This is a genomic window from Rhodobacter sp. SGA-6-6, from assembly GCF_011043545.1.
Classification (GTDB): Bacteria; Pseudomonadota; Alphaproteobacteria; order Rhodobacterales; family Rhodobacteraceae; genus Pseudogemmobacter.
The window spans coordinates 467005-486212 of record NZ_JAAKGP010000003.1 but is presented as its reverse complement, the minus strand read 5'-3'; the positions used below and the strand labels follow the sequence as shown (position 1 = coordinate 486212).

The window sequence follows — 19208 nt, the reverse complement described above, 5'->3', positions numbered from 1 at the left end:
CACGGGGGTCCGGGGGTGTGAAACCCCCGGGGGGCGGGGCCGAAGGAGAAGCCATGACCACCATCCTCGACCGCATCAAGGCCTACAAGCTGGAGGAGGTCGCCGCCCGCAAGGCCGCCCGTCCGCTGACCGAGGTGGAAGAGGCCGCCCGCGCCGCCCCCGCCCCCCGCGGCTTCGCCCGCGCGCTGCAGGAGGCCGCCGTCACCGGCTACGGCCTGATCGCCGAGATCAAGAAGGCCAGCCCGTCCAAGGGCCTGATCCGCGCCGATTTCGACCCGCCCGCGCTGGCCCGCGCCTATGAGGCCGGCGGCGCCACCTGCCTGTCGGTGCTGACCGACGGCCCCTCCTTCCAGGGCGACGAGGTCTATCTGGCGCAGGCGCGCGAGGCCACCCGCCTGCCCTGCCTGCGCAAGGATTTCCTCTACGATCCCTGGCAGGTCGCCGAATCCCGCGCCCTGCAGGCCGATTGCATCCTCCTCATCATGGCCTCGCTTTCCGACGCCCAGGCGGCGGAGCTGGAGGCGGCGGCCTTCTCCTACGGCATGGACGTGCTGATCGAGGTGCACGATCAGGACGAACTCGACCGCGCCGCCCGGCTGAAATCGCCGCTGATCGGCATCAACAACCGCAACCTGCATACCTTCGAGGTGACGCTGGACACCACCCGCACGCTGGCCCGCCGGGTGCCGGAGGACCGGCTGATCGTCGCCGAATCCGGGCTCTTCACCCCCGACGACCTCGCCGACCTCGCCCGCTACGGCGCCCGCTGCTTCCTCATCGGCGAAAGCCTGATGCGGCAGGAGGACGTGGCCGAGGCAACCCGCGCCATCCTGGCGAAACCGCTGACTGCCCCGGGCCGGCTATGAGCGGCCTCAGCCATTTCGACGACAAGGGCGCGGCCCATATGGTCGATGTCTCCGGCAAGCCGGTGACGGCGCGGACCGCGGTGGCCGAGGGCTTCGTGGCGATGGAGCCCGCCACTCTGGCGCTGATCACCGAGGGCCGGGCCGAGAAGGGCGACGTGCTCTCGGTGGCCCGGCTGGCGGGGATCATGGCGGCCAAGCAGACCTCGGCATTGATCCCCCTTTGCCACCCGCTGCCGATCACCAAGGTGGCGGTCGACCTGACCCCCGATCCCGCCCGCAGCGCCATCCGCATCGAGGCCACGGTGAAGACCTCCGGCCAGACCGGGGTGGAGATGGAGGCGCTGACCGCGGTCTCCATCGCCTGCCTGACCGTCTACGACATGGTGAAGGCGGTAGAGAAGGGAATGCGGATCGAGGGCATCCGGCTTCTGTCGAAAGACGGCGGGAAATCAGGCCGATACGAGGCGAAGCGATGATTCCGGTCGAAGAAGCCCAGGCCCGTGTGCTGGCCATGGCAAGGCCGCTCGGGACCGAGGACCTGGCCCTGACCCGGGCCGTGGGCCGCTGGCTGGCACGCCCGGTCGCCGCCCGCGCCGACCAGCCGCCCTTCGACGCCTCGGCGATGGACGGCTACGCCCTGCAGGGCGACCCCGCCCCCGGCGACAGCTTCGCCGTCATCGGCGAATCCGGCGCCGGCCACGGCTTCGCCGGCGCTGTCGGACCCGGCCAGGCCGTCCGCATCTTCACCGGCGCCCCGGTCCCCGCCGGCGCCACCCGGGTGGTGATCCAGGAGAATGTCAGCCGCGACGGCGACCGCATCACCCTGACCGCTGCCGACCGCAACGACAACATCCGCCCGCGCGGGACCGATTTCCCCGCCGGCGCCACCCTCTCCCCCCGCCGCCTGCGCCCGGCCGACCTGTCGCTCTTGGCGGCGATGAATGTCGCCAGCGTCCCCTGCGCCCGCCGCCCGGTGGTCGCCCTGCTGATGACCGGGGACGAGCTGGTGATGCCCGGGGAAGACCCGCGCCCCGACCAGATCATCGCCTCCAACGGCTTCGCCCTGAAGGCGATGGCCGAGGCCGAGGGCGCCGAGGCCCGGCTCTTGCCCATCGCCCGCGACAGCGAGGCGGCGCTGCGCCAGGCCTTCGCACTGGCCGAAGGGGCGGACATCCTGGTCACCATCGGCGGCGCCTCGGTCGGCGACCACGACCTGGTCGGCAAGGTCGCCCGCGACCTCGGGATGGAGCCGGCGTTCTGGAAGATCGCCATGCGCCCGGGCAAGCCGCTGATGGCGGGCCGGATGGGCGGGGCGGCGATGCTGGGCCTGCCCGGCAACCCGGTCTCGGCCATCGTCACCGGCCACCTGTTCCTCCTGCCGCTGATCCGGGCGATGCAGGGCGACCCGGCGCCGCTGCCGCAGACCCGCACCGCCCGGCTGGCGCTGGACCTGCCCGCCACCGGGCCGCGCACCCATTACATGCGCGCCCGCCTCGACGGCGAGACCATCGCCCCCTTCGACCGCCAGGACAGCTCGCTCCTCACCATCCTGACCGAGGCCGACGCGCTGCTGATCCGCCCGGCCGGCGACGGCCCGCGGCAGGCGGGCGAGACGGTCCCCTACCTGCCGCTCTGATTTCATCTGTCCACAAATATCCTCTGGGGGTGCGGGGGCGAAGCGCCCCCGCCGCGACGCCGGCCACAAGCACCCCGCCAAAGCGCTTGACACAAACCGGGAACACGGGCAGAACATTGTGTCAACGACAGCCGCCCGGAGATCGCCGATGCTGACGCGCAAGCAACTGGAACTCTTGTCCTTCATCAAGCAGCGGACCGAGGCCGACGGGGTCCCCCCCTCCTTCGACGAGATGAAGGAGGCGCTGGACCTGCGCTCCAAATCCGGCATCCACCGGCTGATCACCGCGCTGGAGGAACGCGGCTTCATCCGCCGCCTCGCCCACCGCGCCCGCGCGCTGGAGATCATCAAGCTGCCCGAGGCGATGGAGAAGCCCGGCTTCAAGCCTGCCTTCGCGCCGAAGGTGATCCAGGGCGACCGCAGCGACCCGCCGCGCGGGGCGATCCCGGTCGAAGCCGTCCATGCGCTGGAGCTGCCGGTGATGGGCCGCATCGCCGCCGGCGTGCCGATCGAGGCGATCTCCGAAGTCTCGCAGCATGTCGCGGTGCCGGGCTCGATGCTCTCGGGCCGCGGCAACCACTATGCGCTGGAGGTCAAGGGCGATTCGATGATCGAGGCCGGGATCAACGACGGCGACATCGTGGTGATCCGCGAACAGACCACCGCCGAGAACGGCGACATCGTGGTGGCGCTGGTCGAGGATCACGAGGCGACGCTGAAACGCTTCCGCCGCAAGGGCAACATGATCGCGCTGGAAGCCGCCAACCCGGCCTACGAGACCCGGGTCTTCCCCGACCATCTGGTCAAGGTGCAGGGCCGCCTGGTCGGCCTGATCCGCAGCTACTGATCCGCAAAGCCCCGATTTTTCGTCGAAAAATCGCATCCGGCCCGGGCGGGAACCACGATCCTTCGTCGAAGGATCGCCGCTCACCGGAACACCGGCAGCGCCTCCGGCTCCATCGGCCTGCCAACCCAGACCCGCGCACGGGCGCGGGTGGCCGTGACCTCCACATCGCCGCCGACCACCCGGAGCGCCAAGGCCCCGGTCCGGCGCAGGCGGGTCTGGTCGATCACCTCGCAGCCCTCGGGCACAGCCTCCACCGTCGCCGCGATCACCACCAGGTCATGCGCGGCGCAGGCCGCCGGCAGCGCAGCCAGCGCGCCGCTTCCCTGCAGGGCCACGCCCTTCAGCCCGGCGAGGATGAATTCCCGCGCCTCCTTCGGGCCGGTGAAGCCCGGGCGGGCCGCGGCCTCCTCCTGGGTGGCGAGGTCGCCGTCGTTCTCCAGCCAGTTCTCCGCCGCGAAGCCGCCGCCGCGGGCAGTGGAGAGCGCCCGGCCCTCCGGCCCCAGCAGCCCGAGAAGCCGCCCGTCGGCGGAGATCAGCAGCTCCGGCCGCCCCGCCATCGGCCAGGCCAGCAACCCCGCCGCCACCAGTGCCGCCCCGGCCAGCCGCGCCCGCCCCGGCCAGGCCGCCAGCCAGAGCCCGCCGAGGGCGATCAGCGGCAGCGCCGCCGCGTGGGGTTCCGGGATCATCGTCACCGATCCCTCCAGCCCGGCCACCCAATGCGCGACGCCGAGGATCCAGCGCACGCCCCATTCCATCGCCCGCAGCGCCACCCAGGCCAGGCCGAAGGGCGCCAGCACCACAGCCATCGCGCCGGCCGGCATCACCACCGCGCCCATCACCGGCACGGTCAGCAGGTTGGCCAACAGGCCGAAATCGGCGAAGCGGTTGAAGGTGGCGGCGGCGAAGGGCGCGGTGGCGAAGCCGCCGATGGCCGAACTGGCGACCAGGGTGAAGACCGGCACCGTCCAGCGCGGCCAGCGCTCCAGCAGCACCTTTCGGTCCAGCACCCGGAAACCGGCGACCAGCGCCACGGTGGCGGCGAAGGACATCTGGAACCCCGGTTCCATCAGGCTTTCCGGCCGCAGCGCCAGGAGGATCATCGCCGCGATGGCGGCGCTGCGCAGGGTGATCGCCCGGCGGTCCAGCATCACCGCCCCCAGCACCACCGCCGCCATGACGAAGGCCCGCTCCGTCGCCACGTTGGAACCGGAGAGCAGCAGGTAATACAGCGCCACCGCCAGCGACAGCGCCGCCGAGACCTTCTTGGCGTTCACCCGCAGCGCCAGCGGCGGCACCAGCGCGATGCCGGTCCGCACCAGCCAGAACACGAAGCCGGTCAGGAAGGCCAGGTTCATGCCGGAGATCGCCAGCAGATGCGCCAGCGAGCTGTCGCGCAGCGCCCGCACCGTCTCCTGCGTGATGCCGGAGCGGTCGCCGGTCATCGCCCCGGCGGCGAAGGCGCCGGCATCGCCCGGGATCCGCGCCCGCATCGCCGCCGAGAGCCAGGCGCGCATCCTTGCGATCACCTCCTCGCCCGCCGCCGGCGGCTCCAGCAGCAGCGCCGGGCTGCGGGTATAGCCCACGGCGCCAAGGCCGTCGAACCAGGCCATGCGGCGGAAGTCGAAGCCCCCAGGCTCCACCGGCCCCTCCGGCGCCGCCAGATGCGCGGTCATCGCCAGCACCTCGCCCGGCTGCGGGTCGTGCAGCAGGTCGCCATGCAGCGAGACCCGCACCCGTCGCGGGGTGCGGGCGGGGGTCATTTCGCGCAGCACCACCCGGTCCAGCGTCACCCGCAGCGCGTCGGAGGTGGAACGGTCGATCTCCACCACCCGCCCCTCGACCGGGCCGTAGTAGCGGAACTCCAGCATCGGCGCGGCCACTCCTTGCGCCCGCAGCCCCGCCGCAAGGAAGCCGGCAGCCAGCATCGCCGCGAAACCCGCAAGGGGGCGCAGCGGCCAGGGCCCCCAGAGCCACAGCGCCGCCAGAGCCAGCCCGACGCCGCCCGCCGACAGGTAGTCCGCCGCGCCCGGCTCCCGCGGCCACACGAACCACAGGCCGATGCCGATCCCCATCGCCATGGCGGCGAAGGGCAGCAGATGCCCGCGCGCCTCCTCCAGCGCCAGCAGGGGGCGCATCGCAATGGCCCGCAATCCCGCCACCTTGCCCGCGCCCCCTTTCCCGTCTAAACCCGGCCCGTTCCCCGGCCAGCCTGCCCGAGGCCGGTTAGCGAAAGGTTAATTCCCGCCCATGTCCGCCGCTTCCGCGTCCCAGCCGGTCGTCACCCGTTTCGCGCCCTCGCCCACCGGCTACCTGCACATCGGCGGCGGCCGGACGGCGCTGTTCAACTGGCTCTTCGCCCGCGGCCGCGGCGGGAAATTCCTGCTGCGGATCGAGGACACCGACCGCGAACGCTCCACCCCCGAGGCGACGGCGGCGATCCTGAAGGGGCTGACCTGGCTCGGCCTCGACTGGGACGGCGATGTCGTCAGCCAGTTCGCGCGCAAGGACCGCCATGCCGAGGTGGCGCATGAGATGCTGGCCCGCGGCACCGCCTACAAATGCTTCTCGACCGCCGCCGAGATCGAGGCCTTCCGCGAGGCCGAGAAGGCGCGGGGCGTCTCCTATCCGGTGTTCCTGTCGCCCTGGCGCGACGCCGATCCGGCGGCCCATCCCGACGGCGCGCCTTACGTCATCCGCATGAAGGCCCCGCGGACCGGCGAGACGGTGATCGAGGACAAGGTGCAGGGCCGCGTGGTCATCCGCAACGAGACGCTGGACGACATGATCGTGCTGCGCTCCGACGGCACGCCGACCTACATGCTGGCGGTGGTGGTGGACGACCACGACATGGGCGTGACCCATGTCATCCGCGGCGACGACCACCTGAACAACGCCGCCCGCCAGCAGATGGTCTACGACGCCATGGGATGGGCGGTGCCGGTCTGGGCGCATATACCGCTTATTCACGGTCCCGACGGCAAGAAGCTGTCCAAGCGCCACGGCGCGACGGGAATCGAGGAATACCAGGCCATGGGCTACCCGGCGGCGGGGATGCGCAACTACCTGACCCGGCTCGGCTGGGCGCATGGCGACATGGAGATCTTCACCAGCGCGGAGGCGATGAAGGTCTTCTCGCTGGAGGGCATCGGCCGGGCGCCGGCGCGGCTGGACTTCAAGAAGCTGGAAAGCACCTGCGGCCATCACATCGCCATGAGCGAGGATGCCGCGCTGCTGCATGAACTGGAGGGTTATCTTGCAGCCGCGGCACGGCCGGCGCTGACCGCGCTGCAGCGCGAGCGGCTGCTGAAGGCGATGCCGGTGTTGAAGGAACGCGCGAAGACCTTCCCGGAACTTATTGAAAAAGGGGAGTTTGCACTGGCCTCCCGCCCCGTCGAGCCGGACGAGAAGGCCGCCGGGGCGCTGGATACGGTATCCCGTGGTATACTGAAATCGTTGACGCCGCGGCTGCAAAATGCTAGCTGGACGAAAGAAACGCTGGAGCCCATCCTGAACCAGATCGCCGCCGAGAACGGCATCGGATTCGGCAAGCTGGCGGCGCCCCTGCGGGCGGCCCTGGCAGGCAGAAGCGCGACACCTTCGGTCTTCGACATGATGCTGGTCATCGGTCGGGACGAGACGATTGCAAGGCTGACGGACGCAGCCGCCTGACGCGGCCCCCCGCCGGTCTTTCATGGGCCCCGACCGGGGCCGGAACTGGCCAATGGCCCGCCGCCCCTGCCCGCGGCCGGCCCGTAGGGGGACATTGAGAATGACGAACCGCAAAGCCACGCTGAGGCTGGACGACAAGGAATACGACCTGCCGGTCCTCCGCCCGACCATCGGGCCGGACGTGGTGGACATCCGCAAGCTCTACGGCGAGGCCGATGTCTTCACCTTCGACCCCGGCTTCACCTCCACCGCCGCCTGCGAAAGCGCAATCACCTATATCGACGGCGACAAGGGCGAACTGCTCTACCGCGGCTACCCGATCGAGCAGCTGGCCGAGAAGTCCACCCATCTGGAAGTCTGCTACCTGCTGCTTTACGGCAACCTGCCCACCGCCGACCAGCTGGCCGATTTCACCGCACGGGTGACCCGCCACACCATGGTGCACGAGCAGATGCACTACTTCTTCCGCGGCTTCCGCCGCGACAGCCACCCGATGGCGACGATGGTCGGCGTGGTGGGCGCGATGTCGTCCTTCTACCACGACAGCCTCGACATCAACGACCCCTGGCAGCGCGAGGTCGCGGCGATCCGCATGGTCGCCAAGCTGCCGACCATCGCCGCGATGGCCTACAAGTATTCGATGGGCCAGCCCTTCGTCTATCCGAAGAACTCGCTCTCCTATGCCGGCAACTTCCTGAACATGTGCTTTGCCGTCCCGGCCGAGGAATACGTGGTCTCGCCGATCCTGGAAAAGGCGATGGACCGCATCATGATGCTTCATGCGGACCACGAGCAGAACGCCTCCACCTCGACGGTGCGGCTGGCCGGGTCCTCGGGCGCCAACCCCTTCGCCTGCATCGCCGCCGGCATCGCCTGCCTCTGGGGCCCGGCCCATGGCGGCGCGAACCAGGCCTGCCTGGAGATGCTGAAGCAGATCGGCACCGTCGACCGCATCCCGGAATACATCGCCAAGGCCAAGGACAAGAATTCCGGCTTCCGGCTGATGGGCTTCGGCCACCGGGTCTACAAGAACTTCGACCCGCGGGCGAAGGTGATGAAGGAATCGGCCGACGAGGTGCTGGACCTGCTGGGCATCCACAACAACCCGACGCTGCAGGTGGCGAAGGAGCTGGAGCGGATCGCGCTGGAGGACGAGTATTTCATCTCGAAGAAGCTCTATCCCAACGTCGATTTCTACTCGGGCATCATCCTGGAGGCGATGGGGTTCCCCACCTCGATGTTCACCCCGATCTTCGCGATTTCCCGCACCGTCGGCTGGATCAGCCAGTGGAAGGAAATGATCGCCGAGAAGAACCAGAAGATCGGCCGTCCGCGGCAACTCTATATCGGCCCCGACCGCCGCGACTACGTCGACCTGCGCAACCGCTGAGACGGCGCGCGCCGCTTCGCTTGCCCGGCCGGGACCGCAAGGTCCCGGCCGGTGTTCGTCATTGACATGGCGAAGGCCATCGCCTTCGCCACAGCGCACCATTTCAGCCGGACCGGCCGGGCCTCAATGGCCCGGCCAGCGCCCGCCCGCCCCTCGACGGGCGCTTCTCGCCCGCCCGGTCGGGCGCTGGCCTCTCGGGGATATGTGCCGCAACGTCTCCGGTTGACAGGTCCCGCACGGGCGGGGGCGAGGCAGTGCCTCGCCTGTTCCCGCCCGGCCAAATGGCCCCGCCTACACCGCCCGGTCGATCTTCGTCGACAGATGGATCAGGCTCTCGCTGGACTTCACCCCGGTCATCGCGCCGATCTGGTCCAGCACCTGGTCCAGCACCTGGGTGTTCGGACAGGCCACCTGAAGCAGCAGGTCGAAGCGGCCGGAGGTGGTGAAGACCCGCTCCACCTCGCTGACCGCCTTCAGCCGGGTCAGGATCGCCGCCTGCGACCGCGGCTCCACCGTCAGCAGCACCGAGGCGCGCAGCCGCCCTTCCCGCGCGCCTTCGCCCAGCTTCAGCGTGTAGCCGGCGATCACTCCGCCGGTCTCCAGCCGCTCCAGCCGGGCCTGGATGGTGGAACGTGCCACCTTCAGCCGGCGCGACAGCGTGGCCACCGACATGCGGGCATCCGCCCCCAGCAGCCCGATGATGTTGCGATCCAGTTCGTCCATGCAATCTGTCCGGTATTTTCGTCATTATAACGAGATTTCGCGGCAGATATATAGTTTTCATCGGTGAAGATGTCACCCATATCGCGCATCCTGAGTGCAGGAAAAGGGCGGCTCATACGCACCTGGCCTGGTTGATGAAAACCACGCTGGTGCCCGGCCCCCCGCGCTGCACGGGGTCAAGGGCGATGCGTCTTGTTGGCAGAGAGGAAGCGCCGATGGGACTGTCGAAGACGATCTGGACGAACCCCACCGAAATGATCCGCAACGTCGCGCCGGAGAATCCGGTGCTGTTCTTCGCGCCCTCGGTGGTGCAGGCGATGGCGCGCCGCTTCATCGACGGCTTCCCCGGCATGGTCACCTATGCGGTGAAGTCCAACCCGGGCGAGGAGATGATCGAGAACCTCGCCGCCGCCGGCGTGCGCGGCTACGACTGCGCCTCCCCCTTCGAGATCGACCTGATCCGCCGGCTCGCCCCCGATGCGGCGATCCACTACAACAACCCGGTGCGCGCCCGGGCCGAGATCGCCCATGCGGTGGCGAAGGGCGTGAAGTCCTATTCCGTCGATTCGAAATCGGAACTCGCCAAGCTGATCGAGATGGTCCCGGCCGAGGGCACCGAGATCTCGGTCCGCTTCAAGCTGCCGGTGGCCGGCGCCGCCTACAACTTCGGCGCCAAGTTCGGCGCGACCTCCGATCTGGCGGTGGAACTGTTGAAGACGGTGGCGGCGGCGGGCTTCGTGCCCTCGATCACCTTCCACCCCGGCACCCAATGCACCGATCCCCACGCCTGGGAGGCCTATATCCGCGAGGCCGCGGTGATCGCGCGCAACGCCGGCGTCACCATCGCCCGGCTGAACGTCGGCGGCGGCTTCCCCAGCCACCGGCTGGAAGCCGTGGTGCCGCAGCTGGAGGCGACCTTCCAGCTGATCGACCGCGTGGCGACCGAGGCTTTCGGCGCCGACCGTCCGCTCTTGGTCTGCGAGCCGGGCCGGTCGATGTGCGGCGACGCCTTCACGCTGGCCGCCAAGGTCAAGGCGATCCGCGACGACGCCCATGTCTTCCTGAACGACGGCGTCTACGGCACCCTGACCGAGCTGCCGCTGATCGGCATCATCGACCGGATGCAGGTGATCAGCCCCGAAGGGGCGATCCGCAGCGCCAAGCCGGTGGACCGCATCGTCTTCGGCCCCACCTGCGATTCGGTGGACCGGCTGCCGGGCGAGATCCCGCTGCCGGGCGACATGGAGGAAGGCGACTACATCATCTGGCACGGCCTCGGCTCCTATTCGGTGGTGACGAACAGCCGCTTCAACGGCTTCGGCGACCTGACCATGGCGACGGTGCTGAACCTGAAGGTCTGAGCCTTCACACCCCCCCGACATCGCGCGGCCCGGCTGGACAATCCCGGCCGGGCCGCTAGCCTTTCGGTGTTAACCATTCCGTCACGCGACACGGGCATCCTGCCGCAGTGACTCCCCGCCCGAAGGAGGCCGCCACGTCCTTCATCGACCGCATCAAGCGCTGGCTGCGCCCGGTCCCGGTGTCGGAGACCGATGTCTCCCTGCCGCCCGGCAAGGGCGCGGCGCGGGGGCGGGTGGATCATGTGATCGTGCTGGACGGCACCTTCTCCTCGCTGCGCGACGGCGAAGTGTCGAACGCCGGCCTGACCTTCCAGCTTCTGGCCGAAGACGGGCCGCGGGCGCGGCGGACGCTCTACTACGAAGAGGGCATCCAGTGGCAGGGCTGGCGGCGGGGGATGGACGTGATCAACGGCGTCGGGCTGGAAGGCCAGATCCGCCGCGCCTACGGCCATCTCGCCAGCCACTACCGCGAGGGCGACCGGATCTATCTCTTCGGCTATTCCCGCGGCGCCTTCGCCGTGCGCTCGCTGGCGGGCGTGATCGACCGGGTGGGCCTTTTGCGCCACGACGCGGCGACCGAGCGGAACGTGACCCTGGCCTGGCGGCATTACCGCAACGGCCCCGGCACCCCGGCCGCTCAGGCCTTCGCCCGGGCAAACTGCCATCTGGAAGCACCGATCGAGATGCTGGGGGTCTGGGACACGGTCAAGGCGCTCGGCCTGCGGCTGCCGCTGATGTGGATGCTGACCGACGGCGAGCACGCCTTCCACAACCACCAGCTCGGCCCCTCGATCCGCCACGGCTTCCACGCGCTGGCGCTGGACGAGACCCGGGCGGTGTTCGAGCCGCTCTTGTGGGACTGTCCCCCGGGCTGGGAGGGCAATGTCGAGCAGGTCTGGTTCCGCGGCGCCCATGGCGATGTCGGCGGCCAGCTGGGCGCCTTCACCCCGGCGCGGCCCTTATCGAACATCCCGCTGGTCTGGATGCTGGGCCGGGCCGAGGCCTGCGGGCTGGAGCTGCCGCCCGGATGGCAAGCGCGCTTTCCCTGCGACCCGCGGGCGCCGATGGTCGGCACCTGGCGCAGCTGGGGCAAGGTCTTCCTCCTGCGCCGCCGCCGGGTGGTGGGCCGCGACCGCAGCGAGCGGCTGCACGAAAGCGTGCCGCAGGCGGAAAGGGCGCGCTGGCCGATGCTGGGACAGCCGGCGGAATAGGGCTTACGTCATTTTCTGTCTGGAAATATCCTCCGGGTGTCCGGGGGTGGAAAACCCCCGGCGCTGTCCCCAAGCCCCGGAGCCTGCCGATGCCGCGCACCGTCACCCTCGCCGCCACCCAGTTCGCCTGCTCCTGGGACCTGCCGAAAAACGCCGACTCCGCCGAACGCGCTATCCGGGCGGCGGCAGCGAAAGGCGCGCAGGTGATCCTCATCCAGGAGCTGTTCGAGGCGCCCTATTTCTGCATCGAGGAGCGGGCGGAATATTTCCGCCTCGCCCGCCCTGCCGAGGGCCATCCGCTGATCGCGCTGTTCCAGAGCCTGGCGAAGGAGCTGGGGGTGGTGCTGCCCTGCTCCTTCTTCGAGAAGGCGGGCCAGGCGCATTTCAACAGCGCCGCGATGATCGACGCCGACGGCCGCAACCTCGGGATCTACCGCAAGAGCCACATCCCGCAGGGGCCGGGCTACGAGGAGAAATACTACTTCTCCCCCGGCGACACCGGCTTCCGCGTCTGGGACACCGCCTTCGGCCGCATCGGTCTTGGCATCTGCTGGGACCAGTGGTTCCCCGAGGCGGCGCGGGCGATGGCATTGCAGGGGGCGGAGGTGCTGCTCTACCCCACCGCCATCGGCTCGGAACCGCCGGCGCCCGGCTACGACAGCCAGCCGCATTGGGAGATGGTGATGCGCGGCCATGCGGCGGCGAACATCCTGCCGGTGGTGGCCTCCAACCGCATCGGCCGCGAGGCGGCGCCGGGCGGCACCGAGGTGACCTTCTACGGATCGAGCTTCATTGCCGATCCCACCGGCCAGCTGCTGGCCAAGGCCGGGCGCGACGGCGAGGAGGTGCTGGCGGCAACGGTGGACCTTGCCGCCATCGCCGAGCTGCGCGCCAGCTGGGGCCTGTTCCGCGACCGCCGGGTCGATCTCTACCGCGCGGTCGGCTCGCTGGACGGGCGCGGCTAGAACGATTTTTCGTCGAAAAATCGGGCGCCTAGCGCATCGCCCAGAACCACAGGTTGAACGCCCCGATCAGCAACGGCTGGTGGATCAGGTAGATCGCCAGCGTATGCCGCCCCGGCCAGGCCAGCGCGCGGGCCGGCCGGGTGGGCGCAAGCACCAGCCGCGGCCAGAGGGCGAAGCGGGTCATCAGCCGCCCCGCCGCCACCCCGGCCAGCATCGGCGCGATCCAGGGGAACAGCGGCAGGAAATCCGCGGTGACGGGCGGCACGGTGCCGAGCCCGGTCCAGACCAGCGCGCCGTTGAACAGGGGGTCGCGGAACAGCAGCGGCAGGGCGAAGGCGCCTGCCGCCAGCGCCAGCGTCAGCGCCGCAGGCAGGCGCAGCACCGCCAGCGCCAGGATCGAGGAGACCGCGATGGAATGCAGGATGCCGTAGAACACCGTCAGCCCGGGCAGGGCGAAACGGGTGGCGACCGTCACCAGCGCCGCGGCGGCGGCGATCTTGGCAAGGCGCCGCCAGAACGCCGGCCAGCGGATGCCCGCCCCATGCGCCAGCCAGAGCGACAGGCCGGCGAGGAAGATGAAGCTGCCGGCGGTGGCCCTTGCGTGCCACCAGAAGAAGCCGGTGACGGCGGTGCCGCGGGGGATCAGGCCGAAGAGGTCGAGGTCGTAGGCGAAGTGATAGGCCACCATCGAGACCAGCGCGGCGGTCTTCACGATGTCCAATCCGATCAGCCTGTCGCCGCGCACCGCCGCCTCCCCGCCCTGCCCTGCGCTGTCCTGCCCGATCTGCGCCGGTTCAGGGCCTGGGTGCAAGGCGGGAAATGAACCGGGCGCGAAAGGCCGCCTCAGCCCCGCCGCAGCGAGAACAGGTCCAGGAAAGCCTGCCCCTCCGCCAGGTCGCCGGTGAAGCCCACGCTGTCCTCAGCGGTCTCGGTCAGCGGCCGCGGCCCGTAGACCGCCGCGGCCATGGCATTGGTGCCGCCCTCGAAGAGCATCGGCTCCCCCCCGCCGCCGCGCGCCACGCGATAGGCGCCGGGGCCGGTCTCCACCGTGAAGCGCTCGCCCGCCAGCACGAAGCCGGCGCGGTGCATCCCCGCCGCCTCGCGCCGGCAGGTCGCCCGCATGGACAGCATCAGCGCCGTCGGGCTGATGAACAGCCGCGGATCGTGCCCCGGCTGCGCCGCGCCCCAGAGGCACAGCGCCTTCAGCACCGGCCAGAGCCCGAAGCCCGCCGGCGTCAGCGCATAGGCGCGGCCCTCGCGCAAGACCAGCCCGGCAGCCTCCATCCCCTCCAGACGCTGGGTCAGCACATTGGCCGCGATCCCCGGCAGCCCGGCCCGCAGCTCCGAGAACCGCCGCCCGCCCAGCATCAGCTCGCGCGCGACCAGAAGCGCCCAGCGGTCGCCGATCAGGTCCAGCGCATGGGCGGCGATGCAGCCCTCGTCATAGCTTCGTCGGCGGGTTTCCATCGCTGCTCCGATTTTCAGTTGCTTTTTACAACTAAAGCCGCAAGCCTCTTCCGGCAAGCAACGAAGGAGCGGCAAGATGTCCTATATCGACGGTTTCCTGATTCCCGTCCGCACCGAGGACCGCGAGACATACCGCCAGCACGAGCTGAAATGGTGGCCCAGCTTCCGCGACGCCGGCGCGCTGAGCCTCTGGGTCGGCTGGGGCGACGACGTGCCGGCGGGCAAGCACACCGACTTCCTGCGCGCGGTCGACCTGAAGGAGGGCGAGACGGTGGTCTTCGCCTGGATGACCTGGCCCGACAAGGCCACCCGCGACGCCGCCTACAAGAAGATGATGGAGCAGTCGGAGACCGACCCCGAGATGAAGCCCGAGGCGATGCCCTTCGACGGCAAGCGCATGATCTACGGCGGTTTCACCCCCATCGTCACGGAAGGCTGAGCGATGTCCCACCACGGTGCGCCTTGCTGGTATGAGCTGTCGACCGCCGACAGCGCGGCCTCGCAGGCCTTCTATGGCCCGATCCTCGGCTGGTCCTTCCAGGATGCCGGGATGCCGGACTTCTCCTATACGCTGGCGGTCGCCGGCGGCGACATGGTGGCCGGGCTGATGGAGCCGGACAGCCCGATGCCGGAGTTCTGGCTGGTCTATTTCGCCGTGGACGATTGCGACGCGGCGGCGGAGAAGGCGAAGGCGCTCGGCGGCAGCCTCCACCGCGGGCCGGAGGACATTCCCGGCACCGGCCGCTTCGCCATCGCCACCGATCCGCAGGGCGTGGTCTTCGGCCTGCTGCAACCGCTGCCCGGCGGCGCGGGCGGGGCCTTCGACCAGAAGAAGACCGGCCACGGCAACTGGCACGAGCTGCACTCGACCGATCCGGAGGCGGGGCTGGCCTTCTATGCCGATCTGCTGGGCTGGAAGCCCACCACCGCCATGCCGATGGGCGAGATGGGCAATTACCAGCTGTTCGCGCACCAGGGCGCAGACATCGGCGGGATGATGCGGCTGATGGGGCCGCCGGGGGTGCCGCCGCACTGGCTGCCCTATTTCGGCGTGCCCGGCGCGGGGGCGGCGAAATCCGCCATCGAGGCGGCGGGCGGCAAGGTCCTGCATGGCCCGGTCGAGGTGCCCGGCGGCGCCTTCATCGTCATGGCGCAGGACCCGCGCGGCGCCGCCTTCGCCGTGGTCGGCCCGGCATGACCGACCCGCTGGTGTTGGTCACCTACGACTGGGTGCCCGAGATGCCCCGCGGCAATGTCCGCGACCTGCGGGTGCGCTGGCTCTGCGAAGAGATCGGCCGCCCCTACCGGGTGGAGACGGTGCCGCTGCGGGGCAAGACGCCGGAGCATTTCCGCCAGCAGCCCTTCGGCCAGGTCCCCTTCATCCGCGAGGGGGACCTGGTGCTGTTCGAAAGCGGCGCGATCCTGCTGCATCTGGCGAAGGGGACGCCGCTTCTGCCCGAAGGCGACGACGGTGCGCGGGTGCTGCAATGGGTGATCGCGGCGCTGAACTCGATCGAGACCTGGACGCTGCCCTGGCAGATCGCCAAGCTGTTCCGCAAGGACGAGGCGGAGGCCGAACAGGCGGCGAAGCTGGCCCTGCAGCGGCTGGAGCAGCTTCAGACCGCGCTGGACGGGCGCGACTGGATGGTGGCGGACCGCTTCACCGTGGCCGACCTGCTGCTGGCCGAGGTGCTGCGCATCCCTGCGGCGCATGGCCTGCTGGAGCACCTGCCCGCCCTGCGCGCCTATCACGACCGGGCGCTGGCGCGGCCGGCCTTCGGCAAGGCGCTGGCCGACCACATGGCGCATTGGCAGGCCGCCGGGCCGTAGCATGGGCAATTGCCGATCCCGCGGCCAAAGGCTAAACCCCGGGCCATAGCCCAAGGGGGAATGCCCGATGCCGATGGAAAAGACCTTCAACGCCGCGGAAGCCGAGGCCCGCATCTCGCAGCTCTGGCTGGACCGCAAGGCCTTTGCCGCCGGCGCCAATGCGAAACCCGGCGCGCCGGCCTTCTCCATCATGATCCCGCCGCCGAACGTCACCGGCAGCCTGCACATGGGCCATGCCTTCAACAACACCCTGCAGGACATCCTGATCCGCTGGCACCGGATGCGCGGCGACGACACGCTCTGGCAGCCCGGGACCGACCATGCCGGCATCGCCACCCAGATGGTGACCGAGCGCGAGATGGCCAAGGAAGGCAACGCCACCCGCCGCGAGATGGGGCGCGAGGCCTTCACGCTGAAGGTCTGGGAGCAGAAGCGGCGCTCGCGCGGCACCATCATCGGCCAGTTGCAGCGCCTCGGCGCCAGTTGCGACTGGGACCGCGAGGCCTTCACCATGTCCGGCGCGCCGGGGGCGCCGGCGGGCGAGGAGGGCAACTTCCACGACGCGGTGATCAAGGTCTTCGTCGATCTCTACCGCAAGGGCCTGATCTACCGCGGCAAGCGGCTGGTGAACTGGGACCCGCATTTCGAGACCGCGATCTCGGACCTTGAGGTCGAGAACATCGACACCCCCGGCCATATGTGGCACTTCAAATACCCGCTGGCGGGGGGCGAGAGCTACATCTACCGCGAGAAGGACGCCGACGGGAACGTCACCTTCGAGGAAGAGCGCGACTATATCTCCATCGCCACCACGCGGCCGGAAACCATGCTGGGCGACGGGGCGGTGGCAGTTCATCCATCGGATGAACGCTATGCGCCAATCATCGGGAAACTCTGCGAAATCCCGGTCGGCCCGAAGGAACACCGCCGGCTGATCCCGATCATCGCCGACGAATACCCGGACCCGACCTTCGGCTCCGGCGCGGTGAAGATCACCGGGGCGCACGACTTCAACGACTATGCGGTGGCCCGGCGCAACGGCATCCCCTGCTACCGGCTGATGGACAGCCGCGCGCAGATGCGGGACGACGGCCTGCCCTATGCCGAGGCCGCTGCAGTGGCGCAGGCCGCCTCCCGTGCCTGGCTGGTGGCGAAGGGCTATGCGACGCCCGGCATCGCCGAGCAGCCGCTGGCGCTGTCGGAAACCGAGGTGGACGCGCTGAACCTGGTGCCGGACGACCTGCGCGGGCTGGACCGCTACGAGGCCCGCAAGCGGGTGGTCGAGCAGATCAACGCCGAGGGGCTGGCCGTCACCACGCTGAAGAAGAGCATCGACAAGGAAACCGGCGCCGAACATCTGGAGCGGGTGCCTTACGTCGAGTCGAAGCCGATCATGCAGCCCTTCGGCGACCGCTCCAAGGTCGTCATCGAGCCGATGCTGACCGACCAGTGGTTCGTCGACACCGCGAAGATCGTGGAACCGGCGCTGGAGGCCGTGCGCTCGGGCGCGACGAAGATCATGCCGCCCTCCGGCGAGAAGACCTATTACCACTGGCTGGAGAACATCGAACCCTGGTGCATCAGCCGGCAACTCTGGTGGGGCCACCAGATCCCGGTCTGGTATGGTTTCGCCCTCGATGCCCCCGGCTTCACCGACGACGAGGGCGACGAGGCGCTGGACGAGGTGGAGATGCTGCGCATCCTCACCGACGCCGGCCATGTGAACGGCGAGACCCGGCACCATTGCGCCGCCGCCTTCGACGCCGTGGCCGACCGCTTCCGCGACGACCTCGCCGCCCTGCCGCATCCGCTGAACCACGCCCGGGTGGTCGAGGTCGCCGACCGCGCCGCGGCGGCCGCCCTGCTGGCGGACTCGCTGGCCGATTACACCGTCAATCAGGACCCGACCCGGCTGGTCTATCCGGTCTGGCGCGATCCCGATGTCCTCGACACCTGGTTCTCCTCCGGCCTCTGGCCCATCGGCACCCTCGGCTGGCCCGAGGATACCCCGGAACTGCAGCGCTATTTCCCCACCTCGGTCCTCGTCACCGGGCAGGACATCCTGTTCTTCTGGGTCGCCCGGATGATGATGATGCAGCTTGCCGTGGTGAACGAGGTGCCGTTCCGCACCGTCTACCTGCACGGCCTCGTCCGCGACGCCAGGGGCAAGAAGATGTCGAAGTCGCTGGGCAACGTCATCGACCCGCTGGAGATCATCGGCGAATACGGCGCCGATGCGCTGCGCTTCGCCAATGCCGCGATGGCCAGCCTCGGCGGCGTGCTGAAGCTGGATACGCAACGGATCGCCGGCTACCGCAACTTCGGCACCAAGCTGTGGAACGCCTGCCGCTTCGCCGAGATGAACGGGGTCTGGGAGGGCCACGCGACGCAAAGCGCGCCGCCCGCCCCCAGGGCCACAGCGAACAAGTGGATCATCGGCGAGACCACCAAGGCGCTGGCCGAGGTCAATGCAGCGCTTGAGGACTTCCGCTTCGATCAGGCCGCAGATGCGCTTTACAAGTTCGTCTGGGGCAAGGTCTGCGACTGGTATGTCGAATTCGCCAAGCCGCTGTTCGACGGCGAGGATGCCGCCGAGACCCGGGCCACCATGGCCTGGGTGCTGGACCAGTCGATGATCCTGCTGCACCCCTTCATGCCCTTCATCACCGAGGAACTGTGGGGCACGACCGGGAAGCGGGAGAAGCTGCTGGTCCACACCGACTGGCCCGAGCTGCCCGCCAGCCTGATCGACCGCGCCGCGGAGGCCGAGATGTCCTTCGTCACCGGGCTGATCGACGACATCCGCTCGGCCCGGGCACAGGTGCATGTGCCGGTGGGGCTGAAGGCCGATCTGGTGGCGACCGAGCTTTCCCCGACCGCCCGCGCGGCATGGGACAGGAACGAGGCGCTGATCCGTCGGATGGCGCGGATCGAGGGCTTCTCCGAAGGCCCGGCCCCGAAAGGCTCGATCGCCATCGCGGCGGAAGGCGCGGCCTTCGCCCTGCCGCTGGAAGGGCTGATCGACATCGCCGAAGAGAAGTCGCGGCTGCAGAAGGCGCTGGACAAGCTGGGGAAAGAGATCGGCGGGCTGAAAGGCCGGCTCGACAATCCCAACTTCGCCAAGTCCGCCCCCGAGGATGTGGTCGAGGAGGCGAAGTCCAACCTGGAGGCCCGCGAGGAAGAGGCCGCCAAGCTGCGGGCCGCCCTCGCCCGGCTGGCCGACCTGGGCTGAGGCAAACCCGA

The 19208-nt window shown here is 69.6% G+C and carries 17 protein-coding genes; 13 read left to right on the top strand and 4 right to left on the bottom strand.

What is annotated here, in order from left to right; all coding sequences use genetic code 11:
* The first annotated feature begins 53 nt into the window (after positions 1 to 53).
* The 4 genes from trpC (at position 54) to lexA (ending at position 3349) form a co-directional block, all read left to right on the top strand.
* Positions 54 to 866 (top strand): indole-3-glycerol phosphate synthase TrpC, encoded by an 813-nt coding sequence (trpC, locus tag G5B31_RS08795; protein ID WP_165016161.1) that lies wholly within the window; start codon positions 54 to 56, stop codon positions 864 to 866.
* Complete coding sequence (moaC, locus tag G5B31_RS08790; RefSeq protein ID WP_165016159.1) at positions 863 to 1342, top strand: cyclic pyranopterin monophosphate synthase MoaC; 480 nt, start codon at positions 863 to 865, stop codon at positions 1340 to 1342. The genes trpC and moaC overlap by 4 nt, the downstream gene beginning before the upstream one ends.
* Positions 1339 to 2502 (top strand): molybdopterin molybdotransferase MoeA, encoded by a 1164-nt coding sequence (locus G5B31_RS08785; RefSeq protein WP_165016157.1) that lies wholly within the window; start codon positions 1339 to 1341, stop codon positions 2500 to 2502. Before moaC ends, G5B31_RS08785 begins: the two co-directional genes overlap by 4 nt.
* A 148-nt stretch (positions 2503 to 2650) precedes the next feature.
* Positions 2651 to 3349 (top strand): transcriptional repressor LexA, encoded by a 699-nt coding sequence (lexA, locus tag G5B31_RS08780; protein WP_165016155.1) that lies wholly within the window; start codon positions 2651 to 2653, stop codon positions 3347 to 3349.
* 80 nt (positions 3350 to 3429) lie between these two features.
* On the opposite strand, the gene G5B31_RS08775 is transcribed toward lexA, so the two are convergent.
* The gene (locus G5B31_RS08775) at positions 3430 to 5508 is read right to left on the bottom strand and encodes a ComEC/Rec2 family competence protein (RefSeq protein ID WP_346763894.1); all 2079 of its coding nucleotides are present in this window, start codon (positions 5506 to 5508) and stop codon (positions 3430 to 3432) included.
* Between the two features lie 88 nt (positions 5509 to 5596).
* Here G5B31_RS08775 and gltX point away from each other — a divergent pair, with 88 nt between their 5' ends.
* Positions 5597 to 7018: a glutamate--tRNA ligase gene (gene gltX / locus G5B31_RS08770; RefSeq protein WP_165016153.1), complete on the top strand. Its 1422-nt coding sequence runs from the start codon at positions 5597 to 5599 to the stop codon at positions 7016 to 7018.
* 100 nt (positions 7019 to 7118) lie between these two features.
* Positions 7119 to 8408 carry a citrate synthase gene (locus G5B31_RS08765; protein ID WP_165016151.1) on the top strand — a complete coding sequence of 430 codons (1290 nt, stop codon included), beginning with the start codon at positions 7119 to 7121 and terminating at the stop codon, positions 8406 to 8408.
* 291 nt (positions 8409 to 8699) lie between these two features.
* Here the strand turns inward: G5B31_RS08765 and G5B31_RS08760 are convergent, their stop codons facing one another.
* Entirely contained in the window at positions 8700 to 9131 is a 432-nt protein-coding gene (locus G5B31_RS08760) for an Lrp/AsnC family transcriptional regulator (RefSeq protein ID WP_165016149.1), read from the bottom strand.
* A 215-nt stretch (positions 9132 to 9346) separates the two neighbouring features.
* Here G5B31_RS08760 and G5B31_RS08755 point away from each other — a divergent pair, with 215 nt between their 5' ends.
* From G5B31_RS08755 to aguB, 3 genes are all read left to right on the top strand, one after another.
* Positions 9347 to 10492: a type III PLP-dependent enzyme gene (locus G5B31_RS08755; protein ID WP_165016147.1), complete on the top strand. Its 1146-nt coding sequence runs from the start codon at positions 9347 to 9349 to the stop codon at positions 10490 to 10492.
* A 107-nt stretch (positions 10493 to 10599) separates the two neighbouring features.
* Positions 10600 to 11703 carry a DUF2235 domain-containing protein gene (locus G5B31_RS08750; RefSeq protein WP_394352123.1) on the top strand — a complete coding sequence of 368 codons (1104 nt, stop codon included), beginning with the start codon at positions 10600 to 10602 and terminating at the stop codon, positions 11701 to 11703.
* An 89-nt stretch (positions 11704 to 11792) separates the two neighbouring features.
* Positions 11793 to 12668: an N-carbamoylputrescine amidase gene (gene aguB, locus G5B31_RS08745; protein ID WP_165016144.1), complete on the top strand. Its 876-nt coding sequence runs from the start codon at positions 11793 to 11795 to the stop codon at positions 12666 to 12668.
* A 28-nt stretch (positions 12669 to 12696) separates the two neighbouring features.
* Here the strand turns inward: aguB and G5B31_RS08740 are convergent, their stop codons facing one another.
* Both G5B31_RS08740 and G5B31_RS08735 read right to left on the bottom strand, forming a co-directional pair.
* Positions 12697 to 13413, bottom strand: a complete 717-nt coding sequence (locus G5B31_RS08740; RefSeq protein WP_165016142.1) for a heparan-alpha-glucosaminide N-acetyltransferase — start codon at positions 13411 to 13413, stop codon at positions 12697 to 12699.
* Between the two features lie 98 nt (positions 13414 to 13511).
* Positions 13512 to 14135 carry a helix-turn-helix domain-containing protein gene (locus tag G5B31_RS08735; protein ID WP_165016139.1) on the bottom strand — a complete coding sequence of 208 codons (624 nt, stop codon included), beginning with the start codon at positions 14133 to 14135 and terminating at the stop codon, positions 13512 to 13514.
* 76 nt (positions 14136 to 14211) lie between these two features.
* Between G5B31_RS08735 and G5B31_RS08730 the strand changes: the two genes are divergently transcribed.
* From G5B31_RS08730 to G5B31_RS08715, 4 genes are all read left to right on the top strand, one after another.
* Positions 14212 to 14574: a DUF1428 domain-containing protein gene (locus G5B31_RS08730; protein ID WP_165016136.1), complete on the top strand. Its 363-nt coding sequence runs from the start codon at positions 14212 to 14214 to the stop codon at positions 14572 to 14574.
* A 3-nt stretch (positions 14575 to 14577) separates the two neighbouring features.
* Positions 14578 to 15333 (top strand): VOC family protein, encoded by a 756-nt coding sequence (locus G5B31_RS08725; RefSeq protein ID WP_165016133.1) that lies wholly within the window; start codon positions 14578 to 14580, stop codon positions 15331 to 15333.
* Positions 15330 to 15965 carry a glutathione S-transferase family protein gene (locus G5B31_RS08720; RefSeq protein ID WP_165016130.1) on the top strand — a complete coding sequence of 212 codons (636 nt, stop codon included), beginning with the start codon at positions 15330 to 15332 and terminating at the stop codon, positions 15963 to 15965. Before G5B31_RS08725 ends, G5B31_RS08720 begins: the two co-directional genes overlap by 4 nt.
* A gap of 67 nt (positions 15966 to 16032) precedes the next feature.
* Positions 16033 to 19197 carry a valine--tRNA ligase gene (locus G5B31_RS08715; RefSeq protein WP_165016127.1) on the top strand — a complete coding sequence of 1055 codons (3165 nt, stop codon included), beginning with the start codon at positions 16033 to 16035 and terminating at the stop codon, positions 19195 to 19197.
* Positions 19198 to 19208: the final 11 nt, after the last annotated feature.